We start from the raw sequence: 20,141 nt of genomic DNA on the forward strand, positions 1-20,141 counted from the left end.
GAGCTGCGGATGTCACGTCGCGACCAGATCAGGATGACCGAGGACGAGGTGCGCGCGTACTTCGCCGAGCAGAAGGTCATCAACGTGGCCAGCGTCGGCCCGAACGGCCGCCCGCACCTCGCGCCGCTCTGGTACTACCCGCACGAGGACGGCGTCGCGACCTGGACGTACGGCACGTCGCAGAAGGCGAAGAACCTGCGACGCCTGCCGGAGGCGACCGTGCTCATCGAGGACGGCGACAGCTACGAGAAGCTCCGCGGCATCTCGCTCGAGGCCGACGTCCAGCTGGTCGAGGACACCGAGGAGGTCACCCGGATGGGGATCACGCTCATGCAGCGCTACGCGGGCGCCAAGCCGGGCGACCCCGTACCGTCCGAACTGAGCACCTTCATCGCAGGTCAGGCACCCAAGCGGATCGGGTTGATCTTCCACCCGACGAAGATCGTCAGCTGGGACCACACGAAGCTCGGCGGGACGTACTAACGGGTAGGTTGTACTTCCAAGTAACTGTTACTTGAGGTAACGTCATCTCCGCAGTTTCCCCGAAGCAGCGGAGGCCGACAGATGACCGAGCGGTTCAAGGTCGTGATCGTGGGCACCGGGTTCTCCGGGCTCGGCCAGGCGATCCAGCTCGAAAAGGCCGGCATCCGGGACTACGTGATCCTGGAGAAGGCCGCCGAGGTGGGGGGCACCTGGCGCGACAACTCGTACCCCGGGTGCGCGTGTGACGTCCAGTCGCACATGTACTCGTTCTCGTACGAGCAGAACCCGGACTGGTCGCGGTCGTTCTCGCCGCAGCCGGAGATCTTCGACTACCTCAAGGGTGTCGCGGACAAGTACCGGCTGCGCGAGAAGATCCGCTTCGGCGTCGAGCTCACCGGCGCGCACTGGGACGAGCGGGAGCGCCGCTGGACGGCCACGACGAAGGACGGCCGGGAGTTCTCCGCGCAGTTCCTCGTCTCGGGCGTCGGCGGCCTGCACATCCCGCAGGTGCCCGAGCTGCCCGGGATCGCGAACTTCCGGGGCCAGACCTGGCACTCCGCGCAGTGGAACCACGAGTACGACCTGCGCGGCAAGCGCGTCGCCGTCGTCGGCACCGGCGCCAGCGCGGTCCAGTTCGTCCCGAAGATCGCCCCGGACGTCGCCGAGCTGACGCTCTTCCAGCGGACGCCGCCGTGGATCATGCCCAAGCCGGACCACGCGATGCCGGAGTGGTCGCAGACCCTGTTCCGCCGCGTCCCCGGCGCCCAGCGCGCCTACCGCAACGCGCTGTACTGGCTCCTCGAAGCCCGCGCCATCGGCTTCAACGGCCACCCGGGTGTCATGAAGGCCGGCGAGCTGATCGCCAAGCGGAACATCGCGAAGGGCATCACGGACCGCGCGCTGCGCAAGAAGGTCACGCCGGACTACACGATGGGCTGCAAGCGCGTCCTGATCTCCAACGACTACTACCCGGCGCTGAACCGGCCGAACGTCGACGTGAACACGTCGGGGATCAAGGAGGTCAGGGCGCATTCGATCGTCGACTCCGCCGGGGTGGAGCACGAGGTCGACGCGATCATCTACGGCACCGGTTTCAAGGTCACCGACGCGCTGGAGTACCTGGACATCACCGGCGTCGACGGCCGCAACCTGGCCAAGGAGTGGGCCGCCGAGGGGATGCGGACGCACAAGGGCATCACGGTGTCCGGCTTCCCGAACCTCTTCTTCCTGCTCGGCCCGAACACCGCGCTGGGCCACAACTCCGTCGTCTTCATGATCGAGTCGCAGTCGCGCTACGTCGTCGACGCGATCAAGCTGGCCGACTCGCGCGGCGCCGCCGCGGTCGACGTCCGGCCGGGGGTGCAGGACGAGTTCCAGCGCGAGATCCAGGACAAGCTGGTCAAGGGCGTCTGGACGCAGGGTGGCTGCAAGAGCTGGTACCTCGACTCCAAGGGGGTCAACCGGACCATCTGGCCCGGTTTCACCTGGCGCTACTGGCTGGAGACGCGGAAGGTGGACCCGGCCGACTACGAGCTCAGCGGTCGTGCGCAATGACCCGCGAGGACACTGAACAGTTCGTCCTGCACGCCCGGGACGTCCACTTCGACTGGGCGAGCCTGCCGATGCACTGGATTCCCGGCGAACCGCAGGCCACGCACACCATCAACGTGCTGCACCTGGCGCTGCCCGAGGGTGAGCGCTGGTTCGTCGAGGTGTTCAAGCAGGCCGTGCCGCTGATCCGCGACGAGCGGCTCAAGCAGGACGTGCTCGGCTTCATCGGCCAGGAGGCGGTGCACGCCGAGGCGCACGACGGCGCGGCCGCGCACCTGGAGGCCGCCGGCGTGCGCGTGCGGCCGTACACCGCGCAGATGGAGTGGCTGTTCCGGAAGCTGCTCGGTGACCGCGACCTCACCGGTCAGGCCGCCGAGGAGTGGCTGGTCGAACGGCTCGGCATCATCGCCGCGATCGAGCACTACACGGCGTTCCTCGGCCAGTGGGTGCTCGACGCGCCGCTCGCCGAAGCCGGCGCAGACCCGGTGATGCTGGACCTGCTTCGCTGGCACGGCGCGGAAGAAGTCGAACACCGGTCGGTCGCGTTCGACCTGTTCGTGCACCTCGACGGCCGCTACACCCGCCGGGTACGCAGCATGGCCGCGGTGACACCGGTGCTGGCCTGGGTGTTCCTCCGTGGCACGCGGTTCCTGATGCGCAACGACCCGACCCGCCCGGGACGCGCGTCGCTGCGCGGCTACCGGCGGGCGGCGAAGAAGCGCCTGCTGCCGACCGGGCGCCAGCTGCTGCGGGAGATCCGGCCGTACTTTCGGAAGTCCTACCACCCGACCGAGACGGGCAACACCGAAAAGGCCGTGGCCTACCTGGCGAGCTCACCCGCCGCGCGGGCGGCGGGGTGACCCTCGGCCGGCCCACCCGGCTGGACGGCAGCGACCGCACCGATCGGCTGATGTCCGCGATGGTCGGGGTGGTCGGGGTGTACCGCCGGCTCTCGCAGGTCAGCGGGAAGCGGCGGCCGCCGGTGCGCGCGGTTGACCGTGACCTGCCGCTGAGGGTCGAAGCGGTTCGCCCCGAAGCCGAGGGCGTCGTGAGCCTGCGCCTGGCGAACGGCGCGCCGCTGCCGAGCTGGCGACCGGGGGCGCACATCGACCTCGTCCTGCCGTCCGGTCGGGTGCGGCAGTACTCCCTCTGCGGCGATCCGTCCGAAAAGGACCATTACCGCATTGCCGTGCGGAAGATCGGCGTCGCGTCGGCCGAGGTCCACGCCCTGACACCGGGCACGCGGGTCGTCGTGCGCGGGCCGCGGACGGCGTTCCCGCTCGTCGGCGACGGACCGTTCCGGTTCATCGCGGGCGGTATCGGGATCACGCCGATCCTGCCGATGGTCCGCCGCTGTGTGGAACTCGGCGCGGACTGGCGGCTGGTCTACACCGGCCGCAGCCGCGCGTCGATGCCGTTCGTCGACGAACTGGCGGCCTACGAGCGCGCCTGGATCCGCCCGGACACGGAGTACGGCATCCCGGCCTCGGGCGCCGAGCTCCTCGACGGCCTGCCGGAGGGCGCTGCGGTGTACTGCTGCGGGCCGGTGCCGATGATCACCGGCGTCCGGGTCGACCTGGCCCCGACCACGGGCGCGGTGCACTTCGAACGGTTCGCCCCGCCGCCGATCGTGGCGGGCGAGCCGTTCACGCTGACTTTGCGCCGGTCGGGACGGGTACTGGACGTCCCGGGCGACCGGTCCGCCCTCGACGTCGTCCGCGAGGCGCTGCCCGACACGCCGTATTCGTGCCGACAGGGCTTCTGCGGGACCTGCGCGGTGCCGACGGCCGACGGCGGATCGATGCGGATCTGCGTCGACCGCGGTCCCGCGGTGCTGGAGTTATGAGCTTTCGGGCAGCCAGGCGCCGATGACCGGCTTGAACTCGCGGACCGTCCGCTCGGCGACGACCCCCTCCAGGGCGTACGGGTCCCGGTCGAGCGTCTCCTTGAGGTGCGCGTCGTCGTCGGCCTGGTAGAGCGTGACGCCGCCGGTGCCGTCGCCGAGCGGGCCGGCGACCGCGACCCGGCCTTCTTCGGCGAGCTTGGCCAGGAAGTCGCGGTGGCGCGGGCGCACCTCCTGCAGTTTCTCCTGGACGTAGGTGATTTCGACGAGGTACCAGGCCATGTGGATCTCCGTGCTCGGACGGGCGGGATGCGACCGACGCTACTCTGTGTCCCAGTATCCGAACGCTGGCGACGCGGGGCCAACCCGATAGGCTAGGCGTGCGTCAGTACCTGTGTGAGCGCTGTGAATACCGTGAACCTGCTGACGCGGCACACCGTGCAAACCGGGGTCGAGGACAGGCAGGGGTTCATGCTCGAAGGCAATGCGGAACGCAGTGTCGAGGCGACCCTCGGCCACTTGCGGGTCATGGACGGGCCGGCGCCGGTGCAGACGCCGGCGCCGCTGAACCTCGAAGACCTGTACCGCCAGCACCGCATGCGGCTGGTCCGGCTGGCGATTCTGCTGGTCGACGAGCCCGCGACGGCGGAAGACGTGGTCCAGGAGGCCTTCACCGGCCTGCACCGCAACTGGGGCCGGTTGCGTGACGCCGCGGCCGCGGTCGGTTACCTGCGCACCGCCGTGGTCAACGGGTCGCGCAGCGTGCTGCGCCGCCGCAAGACCGCCCGGGAGTACGTGCCGCCCCACGCCGTCAACGCGCGGTCCGCGGAGAGCCTCGCCATGCTCTCCAGCGAGCACCAGGCGGTGGTCAGCGCGCTGTCCAAGCTGCCGCCCCGCCAGCGCGAGGTGCTGGTGCTGCGTTACTACGGTGGGCTGAGCGAAGCCGAAATCTCTGAGGCCGCGGGCATCTCCAAGGGTACCGTTAAGTCGACCGCCAGCCGGGCGCTCGAGGCTCTCCAGAAGGCCATGCAGACGCCACAGTGACCCGGGTGGACCATCCCGATCACTGAGTCGTATCACCATGCTTGGTCCAGACCAATATATGCTGGGGTACGTGAGAGGCGCCGGAGATTTCGTGATCATGGGCGGCCGGGTCGTCGCCCCGGACCGTGTACTCGACGACGGCTGGCTGGCCGTCTCCGACGGGCGGATCGCCGGCGTGGGTTCCGGGACCCCGCCGTCCGGCGAGCACGTGGACGTCGGCGGGGCACTGGTCGTGCCTGGATTCGTCGATACCCACTGCCACGGCGGGGGAGGTGCTTCGTTCACCTCCCTCGATCCGGAGGAGCTCTTGACGGCAGTGCGGGCGCACCGCCGTCACGGCACCACGACCATGCTCGCCAGCCTGGTCTCCGATCCGGTGGACATCCTGCGTGAGCAGGTGGCCGCGCTCCGTGAGCTCGTCCAGGACGGCGAGGTCGCGGGCATCCACCTGGAGGGCCCGTTCATCTCGAAGGCCCGCTGCGGGGCCCACGACCCGGAGACGCTGCTCGAGCCGGACACCGGCACGGTCGACAAGCTGCTGCGGGCCGGCCAGGGCGCGATCCGGATGGTGACCATCGCGCCGGAGCTGTACGGCGGTGTCAAGGCCGTCCGCCAGCTGGCCGAATCGGGCGTCATCGCCGCGATCGGGCACACCGACGGCGTCGAGGAGCAGCTCCGGCCGGCGATCGACGCCGGCGCGAGCGTCGCGACCCACCTGTTCAACGGCATGCGCCCGCTGCACCACCGCGAGCCCGGCCCGGTCGGCGCGCTGCTGGACGACGAACGCATCACGATCGAGCTGATCGTCGACCTGGTGCACCTGCACCCGACCGTGGTGCGGCTGGCCGCCAAGCACGCGGGCCGCAACCGGACGGTGCTCATCACCGACGCCATGTCGGCCACCGACGCCGCCGACGGCCGCTACACGCTGGGCCGGCTGGAGGTCGACGTGCACGACGGCGTCGCCACGCTCGCCGACAACGGTTCGCTGGCCGGCAGCACCCTGACGATGGACACCGCCTTCCGCAACCTCGTCAACGGTGCGAAACTCGGGATCCTGGACGCGGTGCACGCGACGTCCCGCCGTCCGGCCGAGCTGCTCGGCATCGCCGACCGCACGGGATCGCTGGTCCCGGGCAAGGTGGCCGACGTCGTGGTGCTCGACGCGGACCTGCGGCCGGCCAAGGTGCTGCGCCGGGGTGAATGGGTCGCCGAAGTGGGTACGGCTACCTTGAGCACCTAAAACCGCAACGAGGAGACGGGTGGGATGAGCGAGCCGAAGGACCCCGAGCAGCTGCTGGCGGACGCCCTTCGCGCGCAAGCCGTCTTCGCCCCGCAGGCGTCCCCCGCCCCGGCCCGGGCACCCGAGCCGGGTACCGGCGCGGTCCCGACCGACGCCATCGCCACCCCGGCCGAGCTGCCCTCGGCCTACGGCCTGCTCTCCGGCGCGAGCGCGGACTCGCTCGAGCGGGAACGCGCCGCCCTGGACGACGCCAACGCGCCCACGACGTTCACGCCGCGCCCGGACCTCGAGCCGGAGACGGTCCGCCAGGCGACGTCGGGCGCGCAGCTCCCGGCCTACTGGATCCTGATGCTCGCGGTGCTGCTGGGCCTCGCCGCGGGGTCCGTCGTGGGCCTGCTCACGCTGGTCTGAACGGGTCTTATCAGGCACTCAGGGTGACCCTGTACCGTTTTTGAGGTGATTCTCGCGCAGAGCACGGTCAACACGATGTCCCTGCTGCCGTCCTGGCTGGACCCGCAGCACCTGCTGAGCGGCTTGACGACACCGGTCCTGGCGGTGCTGTGCCTGATCATCTTCATCGAGAGCAGCATCTTCCCGGTGCTCCCCGGTGACTCCCTGCTGTTCACCGCCGGCCTGTTCATCGCGAACGGCACCCTCGACGCGTCCCTGTGGCTGGTGTGTGTGCTGGTCACGGTCGCGGCGCTGCTCGGCAACGTCGTTGGGTACTACCTCGGCTACTTCGTCGGGCCCAAGCTGTTCAACCGGCCGGACTCGAAGTTCTTCAAGCGCGAGTACATCGACAAGACGCACGAGTTCCTGGAGAAGCACGGCCCCAAGGCGGTCGTACTGGCCCGGTTCGTGCCCTTCGTGCGTACGTTCATCACGTGGATCGCCGGCATCGGCCGGATGGACCCGAAGCGTTACTTCACGTACACGATCCTCGGCGGCATCCTCTGGGCCGCGGGCATCACGATCCTCGGCTCGCTGCTGGGCAACATCGGCTTCATCCGGGACAACGTCGACGCGATCTTCGTGCTGATCGTGCTGGTCTCGGTGGTCCCGATCCTGTTCGAGTACCTCAAGTCGCGGCGTGAGAAGAAGAGCGCTCTCACCTCGTCCGACCCCGAGGTCACCCAGCGGATCCCGCGCATCAAGGACTGAACTCAGGTCCGCTCAGGTCATCGAGAACATCGACCCCGGGTTGAAGAGGTTCTCCGGGTCGAGGGCCCGCTTGATCTCGCGGTGCACCCTCATCCCGATCGGGCCGATCTCGCGCTCCAGCCACTCGCGCTTGATCTTGCCGACGCCGTGTTCGCCGGTCACCGTGCCGCCGAGCGAGAGCCCGATCTCGAGGATCTCGTCGAACGCGCGCTCGGCCCGGGCGAACTCGTCCGGGTCGTCGGGCTGGTAGACGATCGTGGGGTGCATGTTGCCGTCGCCGGCGTGGCCGACCACGGCGATCCGCAGGCCGATGTCCTCGCTGACCTTCTCGCAGCCGCGGATGAGCTCGGCGATGCGCGTACGCGGGACGCAGACGTCGTCGGTGAGCCAGAGGCCGTAGGTCTCCAGGGCCGTCAGCACGACCCGGCGGGCCTGCAGCAGCATCCGGCCTTCTTCGAGGTCCTCGGTGGTGTAGGCGAGGTCGGCGCCGCAGTCGACGCAGATCTGCTCGAGCTTGGCCAGCTCGCGGCGGGCGACCTCACCTCCGGCGTCGGACTGGCCCAGCAGCAGCGCCTGGCAGTCCGAGCCCGCGCCGAGGTCCGTCTTGAGGTAGGTCTCGGACGCCTTGATCGAGGACGCGTCCATGATCTCCAGCAGCGACGGCACGAGCCCTTCGCGCACGACGCGCGCGACGGCCTCACCGGCGGCTTCGGCGGTGGTGAAGCCCGCGACGAACGTCGCGGGCGCCTGCGGCAGCGGCTTGAGCTGGACGGTCGCCTGCGTGATGACGCCGAGCGTGCCCTCGCTGCCGACGAACAGCCGCGCGAGGTCGTACCCGGCGACGCCCTTGACGGTCCGGCGCCCGGTCTTGAGGATTTCGCCGTCCGCCAGCACCACCTCGAGGCCGAGGACGGAGTCGGTGGTGACGCCGTACTTCACGCAGCAGAGCCCTCCGGCGTTGGTGGAGAGGTTGCCGCCGAGGGTGCACCAGTCGTAGCTGGACGGGTCCGGCGGGTAGAAGAGGCCGTGCTTCTCGACGGCGTTGCGGAAGTCCAGGTTGACGACCCCGGGCTGCACGACGGCCAGCCGGTTCCCGGCGTCGATCTCGACGATCTCGTTGAGCTTGGTCAGCGCGAGCACCACGCAGCCGTCGATGGCGTTCGCGGCACCGGAGAGGCCGCTCCCGGCCCCGCGCGGCACGATCGGCACCTTCGCCGCGGCACAGGCCTTCACGACGGCCTGCACCTGCTCGGTGTTCTCGGGCAGCACCACGGCGAGCGGCACCCCGGAGGGCGCGAGCGGCATCATGTCGCGCGAGTACGACGCCGTGACGTCGGAATCGGTGAGCACGGCGCTCTTGCCGAGCAGGTCGCGGAGCCGGGTGACCAAAGCTTCGTCGCTCATAGCCTCATGGTAAGCCCGGATAGTCCGCACTGCGGAAATCTTCTTTCGAATCTGCCCGGTTCAGCGCAACGCCGCGAGGACCGGGCGGTGCGGATCCGCGACCACGAACCGCCGCCTGCGGGTTCACCGGCCGCGCGGCCGAGACCACCTCGGAGCGGCGCGGACCAGGCCGGATCCGCCCACCGGTCACCCAACCCGCCACGGCGGCAGCCCAATGCCGTGAAGGGCACCTTCAGGGCCGTACAAGCCATGAGGTGCCCTTCATGACATTCCTTGGGCAGCAGACCCGGTCAGCGGATCACGCCGAAGACCTTGTCCAGGTGCAGGGTCAGCAGGACCCGCTGGTCCGCGACCATCGCCTCGCGGTACTCGTCCCAGTTCGGGTGCTCGCCCGCCGCCCGGCGGTAGTAGTCGACCAGGCCCGCCACCGTCGCGTCGTCCGGGGCGGCGGCCGGCTCGGTCAGCTCCGCGTGCGCCTCGGCGACCACGTAGCTCCAGCCGTCCTCGCTGCCCACGTGGTAGGTGACGCGCGGGTCGCGGCGCATGTTCTTCGTCTTGGCCCGCGTCTCGGTGATCGACGCGGTGATCGTGTCCGTCTCCGGGTTGTAGAGGTGGGTGATGGTGGACAGCTGCGGCCGGCCGTCGCGGCGGATCGTGGCGAGCACGCCGTGGCGGTGCGCGGTGATGAAGTCCCTCAACGCTGTGTCGTCGGTCATACCCCTACCAACCCGTCACCGCCCCCGTTGTTCCGCACCGCGGAGGACGCCCTCACCACCACCGAGTGACACCCAAAAGTGCAGCTCAGTGGCTCCGAATCCGGCAGAAGAGACAAACCGGGGCAGGTAAATCTGCTTGCATACGGCAACTAAAGTGTGTTGTGACACATCGTCGTGTTCCTCGCTTGCAGAACCGTCCGTGAAGGCACATCCTTGCCTGAGGCAACTAGTTGCAGCCGCCAACCAAAGCCGCGTGAGGACCAACCATGGCACCCAACAGCTCAGCAGCAGCCCGTCCGCGGGCCGAACTGGATCTGGCCGATTCGCTCGGCCATGAGCTCGTGCGCTTCATCCGGTTGATCAACAAGGCGAAGTCCCAGGTCTCCAAGCAGGGGCCGGACGGGATCGAGCGGGCGGCCTACGCGATCCTCTTCACCCTCATCCACGAGGGCCCGCAGCGCACCAGCCGGCTCGCCGACTCGCTGCACGCCGAGATCTCGACGATCAGCAGGCAGTCGAGCTCGCTCGTCCAGCACGGCCTGGTCGAACGCCAGGCCGACCCCGAGGACGGGCGGGCGTGCCTGCTCGCGCCGACGGCCGAGGGCCTGCGGGTGTTCGAAGAGAACCGCAAGCAACGCAATCAGTGGCTGGCCGAAGTGCTCGAGGACTGGCCGGAAGAGGACCGCCAGAACCTCAACCGGCTCTTCGGCCGGCTCAACACAGGTATCGAGAAACACTCTCCACAGCTGGCCGACGCGCAGGCGCCGACCGCTGCACCGGCCAAGGGGGCCACTGCATGAGTACCACCGTCGACAAACCCGCTCAGCTACCACAACCGAAGGCGTTGCCGCAGCTGAGCCACCGCCAGATCGTCACGATCCTGAGCGGCCTGATGTGCGGCATGTTCCTCGCCGCGCTGGACCAGACGATCGTCGGCACGTCGATCGTCAAGATCGCCAACGACCTGCACGGCTTCGACCTGCAGGCGTGGGCCACCACGGCGTACCTGATCACCTCGACGATCGTCACGCCGATCTACGGCAAACTCTCCGACATCTACGGGCGCAAGCCGTTCTACCTGGCCGCGATCACGATCTTCGTCGCCGGTTCACTGGCCTCGAGCTTCTCGACGTCGATGTACGAACTGGCCGCGTTCCGCGCGGTCCAGGGCCTCGGCGCCGGTGGCCTGATGTCGCTGGCCATGACCATCATCGGTGACGTCGTCCCGCCACGGGAACGCCCGCGGTACCAGGGTTACATCCTCGCCGTGTTCGGCCTCTCCACCGTGCTCGGTCCGGTGCTGGGCGGCTTCTTCGCCGGCTTCGACACCCTGGGCGGCATCTCCGGCTGGCGCTGGGTCTTCCTGATCAACGTCCCGATCGGCGTCATCGCGCTGTTCGTCGTCGCCAAGGTGCTGAACGTGCCGCACGAGCGCCACGACCAGAAGATCGACTGGTGGGGCGCGCTGTCGCTGGTCGTCGCGGTCGTGCCGTTCCTGATCGTCGCCGAGCAGGGCCAGAAGTGGGGCTGGGGCGACGGCAAGGCGATCCTCTGCTACGTCGTGGGCGGCGTCGGCGTGATCGCGTTCATCCTGATCGAAAAGCTGATGAAGGACGCCGCGCTCATCCCGCTGCGGCTGTTCAAGAACTCGACGTTCACCGTCGCGATCATCGGCGGTGTCATCGTCGGTGTGGCGATGTTCGGCGCGATCACGATGATCCCGCAGTTCATGCAGGTCGTGCAGGGCTACACGCCGACCGAGTCCGGGTTGCTGATGCTGCCGCTGATGGCGGGCATCATGACCAGCTCGATCGTCTCCGGCCGGATCACGTCGAAGACCGGGCACTACAAGATCTTCCCGATCATCGGCACCCTGCTGATCGCCGTCGGCGCGTTCTTCTTCGCGCAGGTCGAGTACAACTCGGCGCTGTGGCACCCGCTGGTCGCCGCGGCCATCATCGGCCTCGGTCTCGGCCAGTGCATGCAGACGCTGGTCATCGCGGTGCAGAACGCCGGCCCGCGCAGTGACATGGGCGCCTCGACCGCGTCGGCGACGTTCTTCCGCCAGATCGGTGGTACCGCCGGTGTCGCCATCTTCCTGACGATCCTGTTCAACACGCTGGGCCCGAACATCACCAAGGCCTTCGGCGGCAAGCTGCCCGCCGGCGCGGGTGCCGGGATCGGCAACCTGTCCGAGAACACCAGCGGCATCCAGAACCTGCCCGAGGCGATCAAGACCCCGGTGCTGATCGGCTTCACCGAGTCGATCACCACGGTGTTCTACGTCGCGGGCGCGGTGGCCCTGCTGGCCACGATCGTGCTGCTGTTCATGAAGGAGATCCCGCTGGCCGGGATGAACCCCGCCGCGGCGGCCGTCGAAGGCGGCGAAGCGTTCCTCGACGACGCCGAAGCCGAGAACTTCGCCGACGAGCCCACCGAGATCGTCGAGCCGGTCCGCCCGCTCGACCGGGAACCGGCGCTCGTGGGCGGCGGGAAGCACGCGTTGAGCAACGGGCACGGTGACTACCAGCCCGTGTCGGGCGCGCTGCCGATCACGAACTCGATCTCCGACGCCGAGCTCGACACGCCCGTCGGCTCGGGTGGGGTGCCGGTGGTCGGGCACGTGCGCCGCCAGGACGGCAGCCACGTCGCGGGTGCCGCGCTCACCCTGATCGACCAGCGCGGCCGCCAGGTCGCGCGGGCCACCGGTGCCGCCGACGGCAGCTACTCCGTGCCCAGCCAGGGACCCGGCGCGTACGTCCTGATCGTGTCGGCCCACGGCCACCAGCCGCAGGCCTCCAGCGTCGTGATCAGCAACGGGCCGGCGACGGTCGACGTCACGCTCACCGGGTCCGGCGAGCTGACCGGCACCGTGAAGGCCGCCGCGACCGGTTCGCCGCTGCAGAACGTCACGGTCACGCTGACCGACAGCCGCGGCGAGGTCAACGGCGCGTTCATCACGACCACGGACGGCACCTACGCCTTCGTCGGGGTCGGCGCCGGGGCCTACACCCTGGTCGCCAGCGGCCCGGGCTACCGGCCCGTCGCGGTCACGCTGACCGTGCCGGACAGCGGTGTGCTGCGCCACGACGTCGAGCTCGCGAGTTCGGTGCTGCTGAGCGGCACCGCGCGGACCGAGGGCGACCGGATCGTGCCGGACGCGCGGATCACCGTGCTCGACCCCGAAGGCAACGTGGCCGCCGTGGCCCGGACCGACAGTGAAGGCCGGTACCTGGTCAGCGACCTGCCCGCGGGCGCGTACACCGTGGTCGCGAGCGGTTACCCGCCGGCGACCAGCCAGGTGGAGCTGACCGGCGGCGAAGAGGACCACGACGTCCGGCTGAGCTACGACCAGGCCTTCGACGAGCTGGTCGACCGGTCATGACCGGACTGCGCGCCACCCTGCGCACCGCGGAAGGCTGGGCGGTGGAGCACGCCGTGCTCACCGTGACCGACCCGGCCGGACGGCAGGTCGCCCGCCAGGCGGCCGACGTCCGCGGCGACGTGGTCACCGACGCGCTCGCGCCGGGGACCTACACCGCGGTGGTCACGGCGGCCGGGTACACCCCGGTCGCCCGGATGGCGCAGGTCGCCTCGGACGGCTCCGGCTCGCTCGGCGACGTCGTGCTGGCCCCGGTCGCCGAGGCGATCGACCTGCCGCCCGCCGGACCGTGGGTGATCGACCCGATGCACTCGTCGGTCGTCGCCACCGCCCGCCACCTGGGCATCGCGAGCATCAAGGCGCGGTTCCCGGACGTGTCCGGCCGGATCGACATCGGCCGCCCGGCCGAGCGGTCGTCGGTGCACGCCGAGATCAAGGCGGCGAGCATCGACACGAACATCCGGATGCGCGACGACCACCTGCGGTCGCCGGACTTCCTCGACGTCGACGTACACCCGGTGATCACGTTCGCGAGCACGGGGATGCGCCAGCGCGGCGTCGACTCGTGGACGCTGGTCGGGGACCTCACGCTGCACGGCGAGCGCCGCGAGATCGAGCTCGAGCTGACCTACGGCGGCTGGGGCCCGGACCCGTGGGGCGGCGTGCGCGTGGCGTTCCACGCCGAGACGACCCTGCACCGGAACGACTTCGCGATCAACTACAGCGCGATGGTCCGGGCCGGCGTCGCGGCGGTCGGCACGACGGTCAAGATCGAACTGGACGTCGAAGCGGTCCAGGGCGAGTCTCTGCCGCAGTTCTGAGCACCTTCGCCGAAGGCCCCCTCACCGCTGGTGAGGGGGCCTTCACCGTTCGTGCGAGGTGAATTTCCCGGCGAGCTCGATTCGGCCGTTGGCCGTGGGCCGTTCACCTGGGCCACGTAGGCTCAACGTGTGAACGTCGTGAGCATCGAGGCCGCGGGCGTCGGCGTGAGCTGGCTGGACACCGCCGGGCCCCTGCTCGTCTGGGTGATCGTGCTGAGCTTCGTGCTCGTCGAATGCGCGCTGATCATCGGGCTGTTCCTGCCCGGTGACTCGCTGCTGTTCGGCGCCGGTGTGGTGCTGGCCCAGCACGGCTCGGACCTGAACGCGTGGCTGCTCTCGGGCGCCGCGCTGATCGTCGCCGTGCTCGGCAACCAGATCGGCTACTACATCGGGCGCACCGGCGGCTCCAAGCTGATCGCGCGCCGGGACGGCAAGGTCCTCAACCGGCAGCACCTCGAACGCGCGCAGGAGTTCCTGGACCGTCGTGGCTTCTTCGCGATCGTCGCCGCGCGCTGGATCCCGTGGATCCGCACGCTCGCCCCGCTCATCGCCGGTGCCGCGCGGATGGACCCGCGCCGGTTCCTGCTGGCGACCACGCTCGGCGGCCTGCTCTGGGTGCCGACGCTCGTGCTGCTCGGCTACTACGGCGCCGGCCTGCTGGACGTTCTGCCGTGGCTGAAGACGGCCGCGCTGTGGGGCAGCGTCGCGTTCTTCGTGTTCGGCACCGCGTACGGCGTGCTGCGCTACCGCCAGGAGATGCGCCGCCCGGTCGAAGAGACGGACGACGCCCGCGCGTGACTCACAGTTCGGGGTCGGCCCAGATCTCGAGCTGGATGCCGTCGGGGTCGCGGAACACGACCACCCAGGATCCCTCGAAGGTGCGCGACGGCGCGGCCGGCAGGTAGGAGACGCCGAACTCGGCCAGCCGCTCCTCCCACTCGGTCAGCTCGGTCACCGAGCCGACCTTGAAGGCGACGTGGTCCAGACCGGTTCGCCGCTCGTCGAACCCGCGCCTTCCGGTGTCCGCGTGCTGCACCAGCACGACCGAGAACGCGTCCCCGGCGGACCGCAGCACGACCTTGCGCAGGCCCGTGTCCGGCTCTTCGCGCCGGGTGACCTCCTCGAGGTCCAGGACCCGGGCGTACCACGGCACGCTGCGGTCCACGTCGGTCACGGTCAGCGCCAAGTGGTGCACGGACATGAGTTTTGCCATGGCTGGGGAAGCCGTCCTTTCGCGTGGCGGCTCCCCAGAGTTGCACAGCGTTCGCTTGGCAAAACAACGGTGACCAAGTTCCCGGGACAATCGTGATCTCGCCGTCTCCGGACGTCCCAGTACGCGGACGCCGGTGACTGAAAGTCATTTCACGTTGTCGGAAAGTGCTCGAACGATCACCGACCGCCACCGACGTCCAGCACCGCTCCGGTGGTGAACGACGCCGCCGGCGACAGCAGCCACAGCACGGCTTCGGCGATCTCCCCCGGCTGCCCGGCGCGGCGCATCGGGATCTGGCGCGCGTACTTCTCGAGCCGGTCCGGCATCCCGGCGGCCTCGTGCAGCCCGGTGTGGATCATCCCGGGCGCGACGGCGTTGACCCGCACACCCTCGTCCGCGACCTCCTGGGCGAGCCCGTGGGTCAGGGTGTCGACGGCGGCCTTCGACGCGGCGTAGTGCACCCACTCCCCGGCCGAGCCGGTGCGCGCGGCCGTCGAGGAGATGTTGACGATCGCGCCGCCCTGGCCACCGTGGCGGGTCGACATCCGGCGGACCGCCTCGCGGCAGCACAGGAAGACGCCGGTGACGTTCACGTCGAGGGTCCGCCGGACGACGTCGACCTCGTACTGGTCGAGCCGTCCGGGGGTGTTTCCCGTGATGGCGGCGTTGTTGACCAGCGCCTCGACCGGGCCCAGCGTCGCGGCCGCGTCGAACAGCGCGCGTACGTCGTCCTCGGCCGAGACGTCCGCGCGCACCGCCGCCGACCGCCGCCCGAGGGCTTCGACGCGAGCGGCGACCTCCTCGGCGGGCGCGGGATCACCCGAGAAGTTGACCACGACATCGTAGCCGCGCGAGGCGGCCAGCTCGCAGGTGGCGGCGCCGATCCCCCGGCTGCCGCCCGTGACGATCAGGACGCTCACAGCGCGAAGTTGACCAGCGGGAGGTTCTCGAGCACGAGGTCCGCGCGGTCGCGCGTCTGCGTGATCAGGTCGGCGTTGCGCTGGTCCGACCCGAGCGCCCGCTGCCGCGCTTCGACGAGCGACCGGCCGTACCGGCGGTGGCGCGACACGAGCCGTTCGATGCGCTCCGGCTCGTCCGGCGCGAGGAACCAGGCCTCGGTGAGCAGCGGCCGGATCCCGCTCCACGGGTCGTCCGGCAGCAGGAGGTAGTTGCCCTCCGTGATGACGAGCTGGACCTCCGGCGCGACGGCGACAGCACCCGCGATCGGCTCTTCGATCTCCCGGCGGAACTCCGGCGCGTAGACCGTCTCGCGGCCTTCGGCGAGGCGGCGGATCAGGTGGTAGTAGCCGGCCGCGTCGAAGGTGTCCGGCGCGCCCTTGCGCTCGGCGCAGCCGAGCCGGCGCAGCTCCACCTGCGCGAGGTGGAAGCCGTCCATCCCGACCACCGCGGCGCGCGAGCCCAGCGCGTTCGCCAGTGCCCACGCGAGCGTGGTCTTCCCGGAGGCGGGCGCGCCGATGATGCCGAGCACGTTGCGCTGCCCGCGCACGGTCAGCCCCTCGGCCCTGGCCAGCAGATCGTCGAACGCCGTCATGTCCTGTTCCTTCCTGCGATCGCGGTCGTCCAGGACCGCGGTCCCACCAACCGCACCCGTTCGGCGGCCACCTCGTTGGCGAAGCGAATCCGGTCCGTCACCGTGAGTTTTCGCGCCACGGCGACGGCGAGCGCGCCGTGCCAGACGTCTCCCGCACCTAGTGTGTCCCGCGCTTCGACGGACGGCACGGGCACCTCTCCGGACTTCCCGTCGGCGGTCGACCACCGCACCGGACCAGGGCCGGCGGTGGTGATGACCATCGGCACGCCCCGCTGGTGGAGGCCGGGTTCCGGCGCCCGGAAGTGCGCGGAGCAGGCGGCGACGTCGACCAGCGGCAGCAGCTCGTCGAGCACCGGTTTCCAGCTCCCGGCATCAAGCACGACCGGCACGCCCGCGACGTTCGCGGCCTTCGCGACGTCCAGCGCGAGTTCCGGAAGGTGCCCGTCCAGCAGCACCACATCAGCCCCACCAACCCCGTCAGCCCCAAATTCCGGATCTTTCCCTAGGAAAGTGTGGTCTTCGGCGTTGCGGGAGACGACGGTGCGTTCGCCGTCGCGGTCTCGGACGGCGACCGCGCTGACCGGCGGTGGATCGGAGCGGGACGGGTCCAGGTCGACGACCCGGACGCCGTGGGTTTCGAGGTCGGTGCGGGCGAGCGCGGCCAGCGGGTGTGCGCCGAGGACGGTCAGCAGCGTCGCCTCGGCCCCGAGCGCGGCGGCCGTCACCGCGGCGTTCGTCGCGGGCCCCCCGGCCGCGACGTCCACCCGCAGTGACTGCACCTTCTCGCCCGGAGCCGGGAGCTCGGCGACGCGCTGAACGACGTCCACGGTGCACAGACCCGCCAGCAGCACCTTCACTTCAAGCCGGCCACGTGGGTCGCGGCGGCCGCCTCTTCGATCTCGCCGTTCTCGTTGAGCCGCAGCGCACCCGTGAGCAGGCCGACGACCTGGTTCATCGAGTGCGTCTTCGGCGAGACGACCGCGACGCGCCTGCCGAGGCGGTGCACGTGGATGCGGTCGGCGATGTCGAACACGTGCGGCATGTTGTGGCTGATCAGCACCACCGGCAGGCCGCGGTCGCGGATCCGGCCGATCAGGTCGAGCACCTTGCCGGACTCGGCGACGCCGAGCGCGGCGGTGGGCTCGTCCATGATCACGGCCTTGGTGCCGAACGCCGCCGCGCGCGCGACGGCGACACCCTGGCGCTGGCCACCGGACAGCGTCTCCACGAGCTGGGTGATCGACTTGATGTTGATGCCCAGCTCGTCGAGGATCCGCTGCGCCTCGCTCCGCATGGTGGCGGTGTCGAGCTTGCGGAACAGCCCGAACGCGCCGCCGATGCGTTTCTCCCGGCCGAGGAACATGTTCGACGCGATGTCCAGCGCGGGCGCGACGGCGAGATCCTGGTACACCGTCTCGATCCCGTACTGCCGGGCGTCCAAAGGGGACTTGAAGTGGACGGTCTCACCGTCCACTTTGATCTCTCCCTCGTCCGGGATCACGGCCCCGGACAGGGTTTTGATGAGTGACGACTTCCCGGCGCCGTTGTCGCCGACGACGGCGAGCACCTCGCCGGGGAGCAGGTCGAAGTCGGCGCCGTCGATGGCGGTCACCCGGCCGTAGCGCTTCACCAGGCCACGGGCCTGCAGGATCGGTTCGGTCATGACTGCTGCTGCCTCCTCGCGATCCGGTCCACCACGACGGCGGCGATGAGCAGGGCCCCGGTGGCGAGGTCCTGGTAGTTGCCGTCGACGTTCATCTGCGTCAGCCCAGACCGCAGCACCGCCACGACCAGCGCGCCCATCAGCGTGCCCAGCACCGAGCCGCGGCCGCCGAACAGGCTCGTCCCACCGAGCACGACGGCGGTGATCGAGTCGAGGTTGCCGAGCTGGAACTGGTTCGGGTCGGCGTTCGGCGTCCGGCCGAGCGCCTGCCACGCGGCGAGGCCGAAGGCGAGGCCCGCCACGATGTACACCGACAGGACCGTGCGGTTGACCTTGATCCCGGACAGCCGCGCGGACTCCGGCGCGTTGCCGACCGCGTAGACGTGCTTGCCCCACGCGGTTTTCGTCAGCGCGTACCAGATGCCGAGGTACATCAGCAGCGCCAGCGTCATCCCGTAGGTGATCGGGATGCCACCGAAGAGGTAGCGCTTGGTGCCGAGCCACTGCAGCAGCCCGTCGGTCACCGGCACGGCCTGGCCGCCGGCGATCAGCTTGGACACCGCGGTGAGCATGGTGAACGTGCCGAGCGTGATGATGAACGCCGGCAGCTTGATCCGCGTGGCGAGCGAGCCGATGAAGATGCCGACGATGACCGTCAGCACGACGCCGGCCAGCAGCGCGACGAAGCCGTTCGTCCCGGCCGCGGCGAGCTTCGCCATGATCAGCGTGGCGACGACCATCGACGACGCGTTGGACAGGTCGATGCCCGCGATGAGGATGACGAGTGTCTGGCCGAGCGCGAGCGTCCCGACGACCAGCGACTGCTGGACGACGGTGGAGAGGTTGTCGAGGTCGAAGAACGTGTCCGTGGCCAGCGAGAACACCACGACGGCGACGATCAGGGCGAGCGCCGGGCCGACCGCGGGGGCGCGGAGGAGGAACTCGCCGAGCGACTCACGTTCCTTTGTGGACGGACGAGCGACGGTGGCGGTCGTCATTTCGTACCTCCCCAGCAGTTCTGCAGGCCCCACGCGGTGTCGTGGCTTTCGACGCCGGGCAGGGGCTTGTTGGTGATCACGGCGGACCCGGTGTTGACGAAGCCGGTCGGCTTCTTGCCGGTCTTCGCGTACTCGACGGCGGCGAGCACACCCTGTTCGGCCATCTTCTTGGGGAACTGCATGACAGTCGCGGCGTAGAGGCCGTCCTTGACGTTCTGGACGCCTTCGCAGCCGCCGTCGATCGAACCCATCACGATCTGGTTCGTGAGCCCGCGGGCCTTCAGCGCCGCGTTGGCACCGCGGCCCATCGGCTCGTTCATCGAGTAGACGGCGTTGATGTCGGTGGTGCGCTGCAACAGGTTCTCCATGCCCTGCTGGGCGAGGCTCTGGTCACCGTTGGCCGCGGTGTGCCCCTTGATCTCGGGCGAGCCGTCGGTCAGCCCGATGCCCTTGAGGAACCCGCCGTGGCGCTGGGTGTCGACCGAGCTGCCGGCGGTCCCGTCGACCATCAGCAGCTTGGGCGGGGTGCCCTTCAGCGCCGCCTTGACGTACGCGCCCTGCTGCTGGCCGGCCGCGAAGTTGTCGGTGGCGAAGGTGGCGTCGACGGCGTCCGGCGGTTCGGTCGCGGTGTCGAGCGCGATGACGAGGATCCCGGCGTCGCGGGCGTCCTTGATCGCCTTCAGCACCCCGGTGGACGAGCTGGGTGTGATGAGGATGGTGTTCGCGCCCTGCTGCACGAGGTTCTCGATGGCGCGGACCTGGCCGTCGTTGTCGCCGTCGAACTGCCCGGCGAGCGCGCTGAAATCGGCGCCGTTGGCCTGTGCGGTGGCTCTGGCGGACTCGCGCAGGGCCACGAAGTACGGGTTCGTGTCGGTCTTGGTGACCAGGCCGACCTTCGCTTTTCCACTGCCACCGGTCTTGGTGTTGCCACCCCAGTGACGTTCGACGGTGCACCCGGTCGTCGTGGCCAGTACGGCGGCCAGCACGAGTGCGGTGAGACTTCGTTGTCTCATGGGTTCCCACCCTTTTCAGGAGACACGGACGGTTCGAAGCTTGCCGATGGTCGG

22 protein-coding genes are annotated in these 20,141 nt (G+C 69.7%); 12 read left to right on the forward strand and 10 right to left on the reverse strand.

Annotation, left to right across the window (positions count from 1 at the left end; translation table 11 throughout):
- Positions 1 to 9: 9 nt before the first annotated feature.
- The 4 genes from ACGFMK_RS08505 to ACGFMK_RS08520 all read left to right on the forward strand — a co-directional run bounded on the left by ACGFMK_RS08505 (position 10) and on the right by ACGFMK_RS08520 (position 3,880).
- Complete coding sequence (locus ACGFMK_RS08505) at positions 10 to 483, forward strand: pyridoxamine 5'-phosphate oxidase family protein (RefSeq protein WP_392759662.1); 474 nt, start codon at positions 10 to 12, stop codon at positions 481 to 483.
- Positions 484 to 564: 81 nt separating this feature from the next.
- Positions 565 to 2,037 (forward strand): flavin-containing monooxygenase, encoded by a 1,473-nt coding sequence (locus tag ACGFMK_RS08510; protein WP_392759664.1) that lies wholly within the window; start codon positions 565 to 567, stop codon positions 2,035 to 2,037.
- A complete protein-coding gene (locus ACGFMK_RS08515; protein ID WP_392759666.1) occupies positions 2,034 to 2,894 on the forward strand; it encodes a metal-dependent hydrolase in 861 nt (286 codons plus the stop codon). Before ACGFMK_RS08510 ends, ACGFMK_RS08515 begins: the two co-directional genes overlap by 4 nt.
- A gap of 50 nt (positions 2,895 to 2,944) precedes the next feature.
- On the forward strand, positions 2,945 to 3,880 hold the full coding sequence (locus tag ACGFMK_RS08520) for a PDR/VanB family oxidoreductase (protein ID WP_392760098.1): 936 nt from the start codon (positions 2,945 to 2,947) through the stop codon (positions 3,878 to 3,880).
- Here ACGFMK_RS08520 and ACGFMK_RS08525 read toward each other — a convergent pair.
- Positions 3,875 to 4,159 carry a YciI family protein gene (locus tag ACGFMK_RS08525; RefSeq protein WP_392759668.1) on the reverse strand — a complete coding sequence of 95 codons (285 nt, stop codon included), beginning with the start codon at positions 4,157 to 4,159 and terminating at the stop codon, positions 3,875 to 3,877. The genes ACGFMK_RS08520 and ACGFMK_RS08525 overlap by 6 nt on opposite strands.
- Positions 4,160 to 4,348: 189 nt before the next feature.
- Here ACGFMK_RS08525 and ACGFMK_RS08530 point away from each other — a divergent pair, with 189 nt between their 5' ends.
- The 4 genes from ACGFMK_RS08530 to ACGFMK_RS08545 all read left to right on the forward strand — a co-directional run bounded on the left by ACGFMK_RS08530 (position 4,349) and on the right by ACGFMK_RS08545 (position 7,325).
- Positions 4,349 to 4,921, forward strand: coding sequence for a SigE family RNA polymerase sigma factor (locus ACGFMK_RS08530; RefSeq protein ID WP_323325727.1), 573 nt, complete (start codon positions 4,349 to 4,351; stop codon positions 4,919 to 4,921).
- 91 nt (positions 4,922 to 5,012) lie between these two features.
- Entirely contained in the window at positions 5,013 to 6,164 is a 1,152-nt protein-coding gene (nagA, locus tag ACGFMK_RS08535; RefSeq protein ID WP_392760099.1) for an N-acetylglucosamine-6-phosphate deacetylase, read from the forward strand.
- Between the two features lie 24 nt (positions 6,165 to 6,188).
- Entirely contained in the window at positions 6,189 to 6,575 is a 387-nt protein-coding gene (locus tag ACGFMK_RS08540) for a hypothetical protein (RefSeq protein ID WP_392759670.1), read from the forward strand.
- A 45-nt stretch (positions 6,576 to 6,620) separates the two neighbouring features.
- Positions 6,621 to 7,325: a DedA family protein gene (locus tag ACGFMK_RS08545; RefSeq protein WP_392759672.1), complete on the forward strand. Its 705-nt coding sequence runs from the start codon at positions 6,621 to 6,623 to the stop codon at positions 7,323 to 7,325.
- A gap of 12 nt (positions 7,326 to 7,337) precedes the next feature.
- On the opposite strand, the gene ACGFMK_RS08550 is transcribed toward ACGFMK_RS08545, so the two are convergent.
- Both ACGFMK_RS08550 and ACGFMK_RS08555 read right to left on the reverse strand, forming a co-directional pair.
- Positions 7,338 to 8,729, reverse strand: coding sequence for an FAD-binding oxidoreductase (locus ACGFMK_RS08550; RefSeq protein ID WP_392759674.1), 1,392 nt, complete (start codon positions 8,727 to 8,729; stop codon positions 7,338 to 7,340).
- A 290-nt stretch (positions 8,730 to 9,019) separates the two neighbouring features.
- Positions 9,020 to 9,445, reverse strand: a complete 426-nt coding sequence (locus tag ACGFMK_RS08555) for a PPOX class F420-dependent oxidoreductase (RefSeq protein ID WP_392759677.1) — start codon at positions 9,443 to 9,445, stop codon at positions 9,020 to 9,022.
- Between the two features lie 266 nt (positions 9,446 to 9,711).
- Between ACGFMK_RS08555 and ACGFMK_RS08560 the strand changes: the two genes are divergently transcribed.
- The 4 genes from ACGFMK_RS08560 (at position 9,712) to ACGFMK_RS08575 (ending at position 14,446) form a co-directional block, all read left to right on the forward strand.
- Positions 9,712 to 10,245 (forward strand): MarR family winged helix-turn-helix transcriptional regulator, encoded by a 534-nt coding sequence (locus tag ACGFMK_RS08560; RefSeq protein ID WP_392759679.1) that lies wholly within the window; start codon positions 9,712 to 9,714, stop codon positions 10,243 to 10,245.
- Entirely contained in the window at positions 10,242 to 12,830 is a 2,589-nt protein-coding gene (locus ACGFMK_RS08565; protein ID WP_392759681.1) for an MFS transporter, read from the forward strand. The genes ACGFMK_RS08560 and ACGFMK_RS08565 overlap by 4 nt, the downstream gene beginning before the upstream one ends.
- A complete protein-coding gene (locus ACGFMK_RS08570; RefSeq protein WP_392759683.1) occupies positions 12,827 to 13,648 on the forward strand; it encodes a YceI family protein in 822 nt (273 codons plus the stop codon). Before ACGFMK_RS08565 ends, ACGFMK_RS08570 begins: the two co-directional genes overlap by 4 nt.
- Positions 13,649 to 13,777: 129 nt before the next feature.
- The gene (locus ACGFMK_RS08575; protein ID WP_392759686.1) at positions 13,778 to 14,446 is read left to right on the forward strand and encodes a DedA family protein; all 669 of its coding nucleotides are present in this window, start codon (positions 13,778 to 13,780) and stop codon (positions 14,444 to 14,446) included.
- A gap of 1 nt (position 14,447) precedes the next feature.
- Here the strand turns inward: ACGFMK_RS08575 and ACGFMK_RS08580 are convergent, their stop codons facing one another.
- The 7 genes from ACGFMK_RS08580 to ACGFMK_RS08610 all read right to left on the reverse strand — a co-directional run bounded on the left by ACGFMK_RS08580 (position 14,448) and on the right by ACGFMK_RS08610 (position 20,087).
- The gene (locus ACGFMK_RS08580) at positions 14,448 to 14,861 is read right to left on the reverse strand and encodes a VOC family protein (protein WP_392759688.1); all 414 of its coding nucleotides are present in this window, start codon (positions 14,859 to 14,861) and stop codon (positions 14,448 to 14,450) included.
- A gap of 176 nt (positions 14,862 to 15,037) precedes the next feature.
- Complete coding sequence (locus tag ACGFMK_RS08585; protein WP_392759690.1) at positions 15,038 to 15,781, reverse strand: SDR family oxidoreductase; 744 nt, start codon at positions 15,779 to 15,781, stop codon at positions 15,038 to 15,040.
- Positions 15,778 to 16,413 carry a nucleoside/nucleotide kinase family protein gene (locus tag ACGFMK_RS08590; protein ID WP_392759692.1) on the reverse strand — a complete coding sequence of 212 codons (636 nt, stop codon included), beginning with the start codon at positions 16,411 to 16,413 and terminating at the stop codon, positions 15,778 to 15,780. Before ACGFMK_RS08590 ends, ACGFMK_RS08585 begins: the two co-directional genes overlap by 4 nt.
- Positions 16,410 to 17,264 carry a PfkB family carbohydrate kinase gene (locus ACGFMK_RS08595; protein WP_392760101.1) on the reverse strand — a complete coding sequence of 285 codons (855 nt, stop codon included), beginning with the start codon at positions 17,262 to 17,264 and terminating at the stop codon, positions 16,410 to 16,412. Before ACGFMK_RS08595 ends, ACGFMK_RS08590 begins: the two co-directional genes overlap by 4 nt.
- Before the next feature lie 2 nt (positions 17,265 to 17,266).
- Complete coding sequence (locus tag ACGFMK_RS08600; protein ID WP_392759694.1) at positions 17,267 to 18,076, reverse strand: ATP-binding cassette domain-containing protein; 810 nt, start codon at positions 18,074 to 18,076, stop codon at positions 17,267 to 17,269.
- Positions 18,073 to 19,074, reverse strand: a complete 1,002-nt coding sequence (locus tag ACGFMK_RS08605) for an ABC transporter permease (RefSeq protein WP_392759696.1) — start codon at positions 19,072 to 19,074, stop codon at positions 18,073 to 18,075. The genes ACGFMK_RS08600 and ACGFMK_RS08605 overlap by 4 nt, the downstream gene beginning before the upstream one ends.
- Positions 19,071 to 20,087, reverse strand: coding sequence for a substrate-binding domain-containing protein (locus ACGFMK_RS08610; protein ID WP_392759698.1), 1,017 nt, complete (start codon positions 20,085 to 20,087; stop codon positions 19,071 to 19,073). The genes ACGFMK_RS08605 and ACGFMK_RS08610 overlap by 4 nt, the downstream gene beginning before the upstream one ends.
- Between the last annotated feature and the right edge of the window lie 54 nt (positions 20,088 to 20,141).

It is taken from the genome of Amycolatopsis sp. NPDC049252, assembly GCF_043197175.1.
Lineage (GTDB): Bacteria > Actinomycetota > Actinomycetes > Mycobacteriales > Pseudonocardiaceae > Amycolatopsis.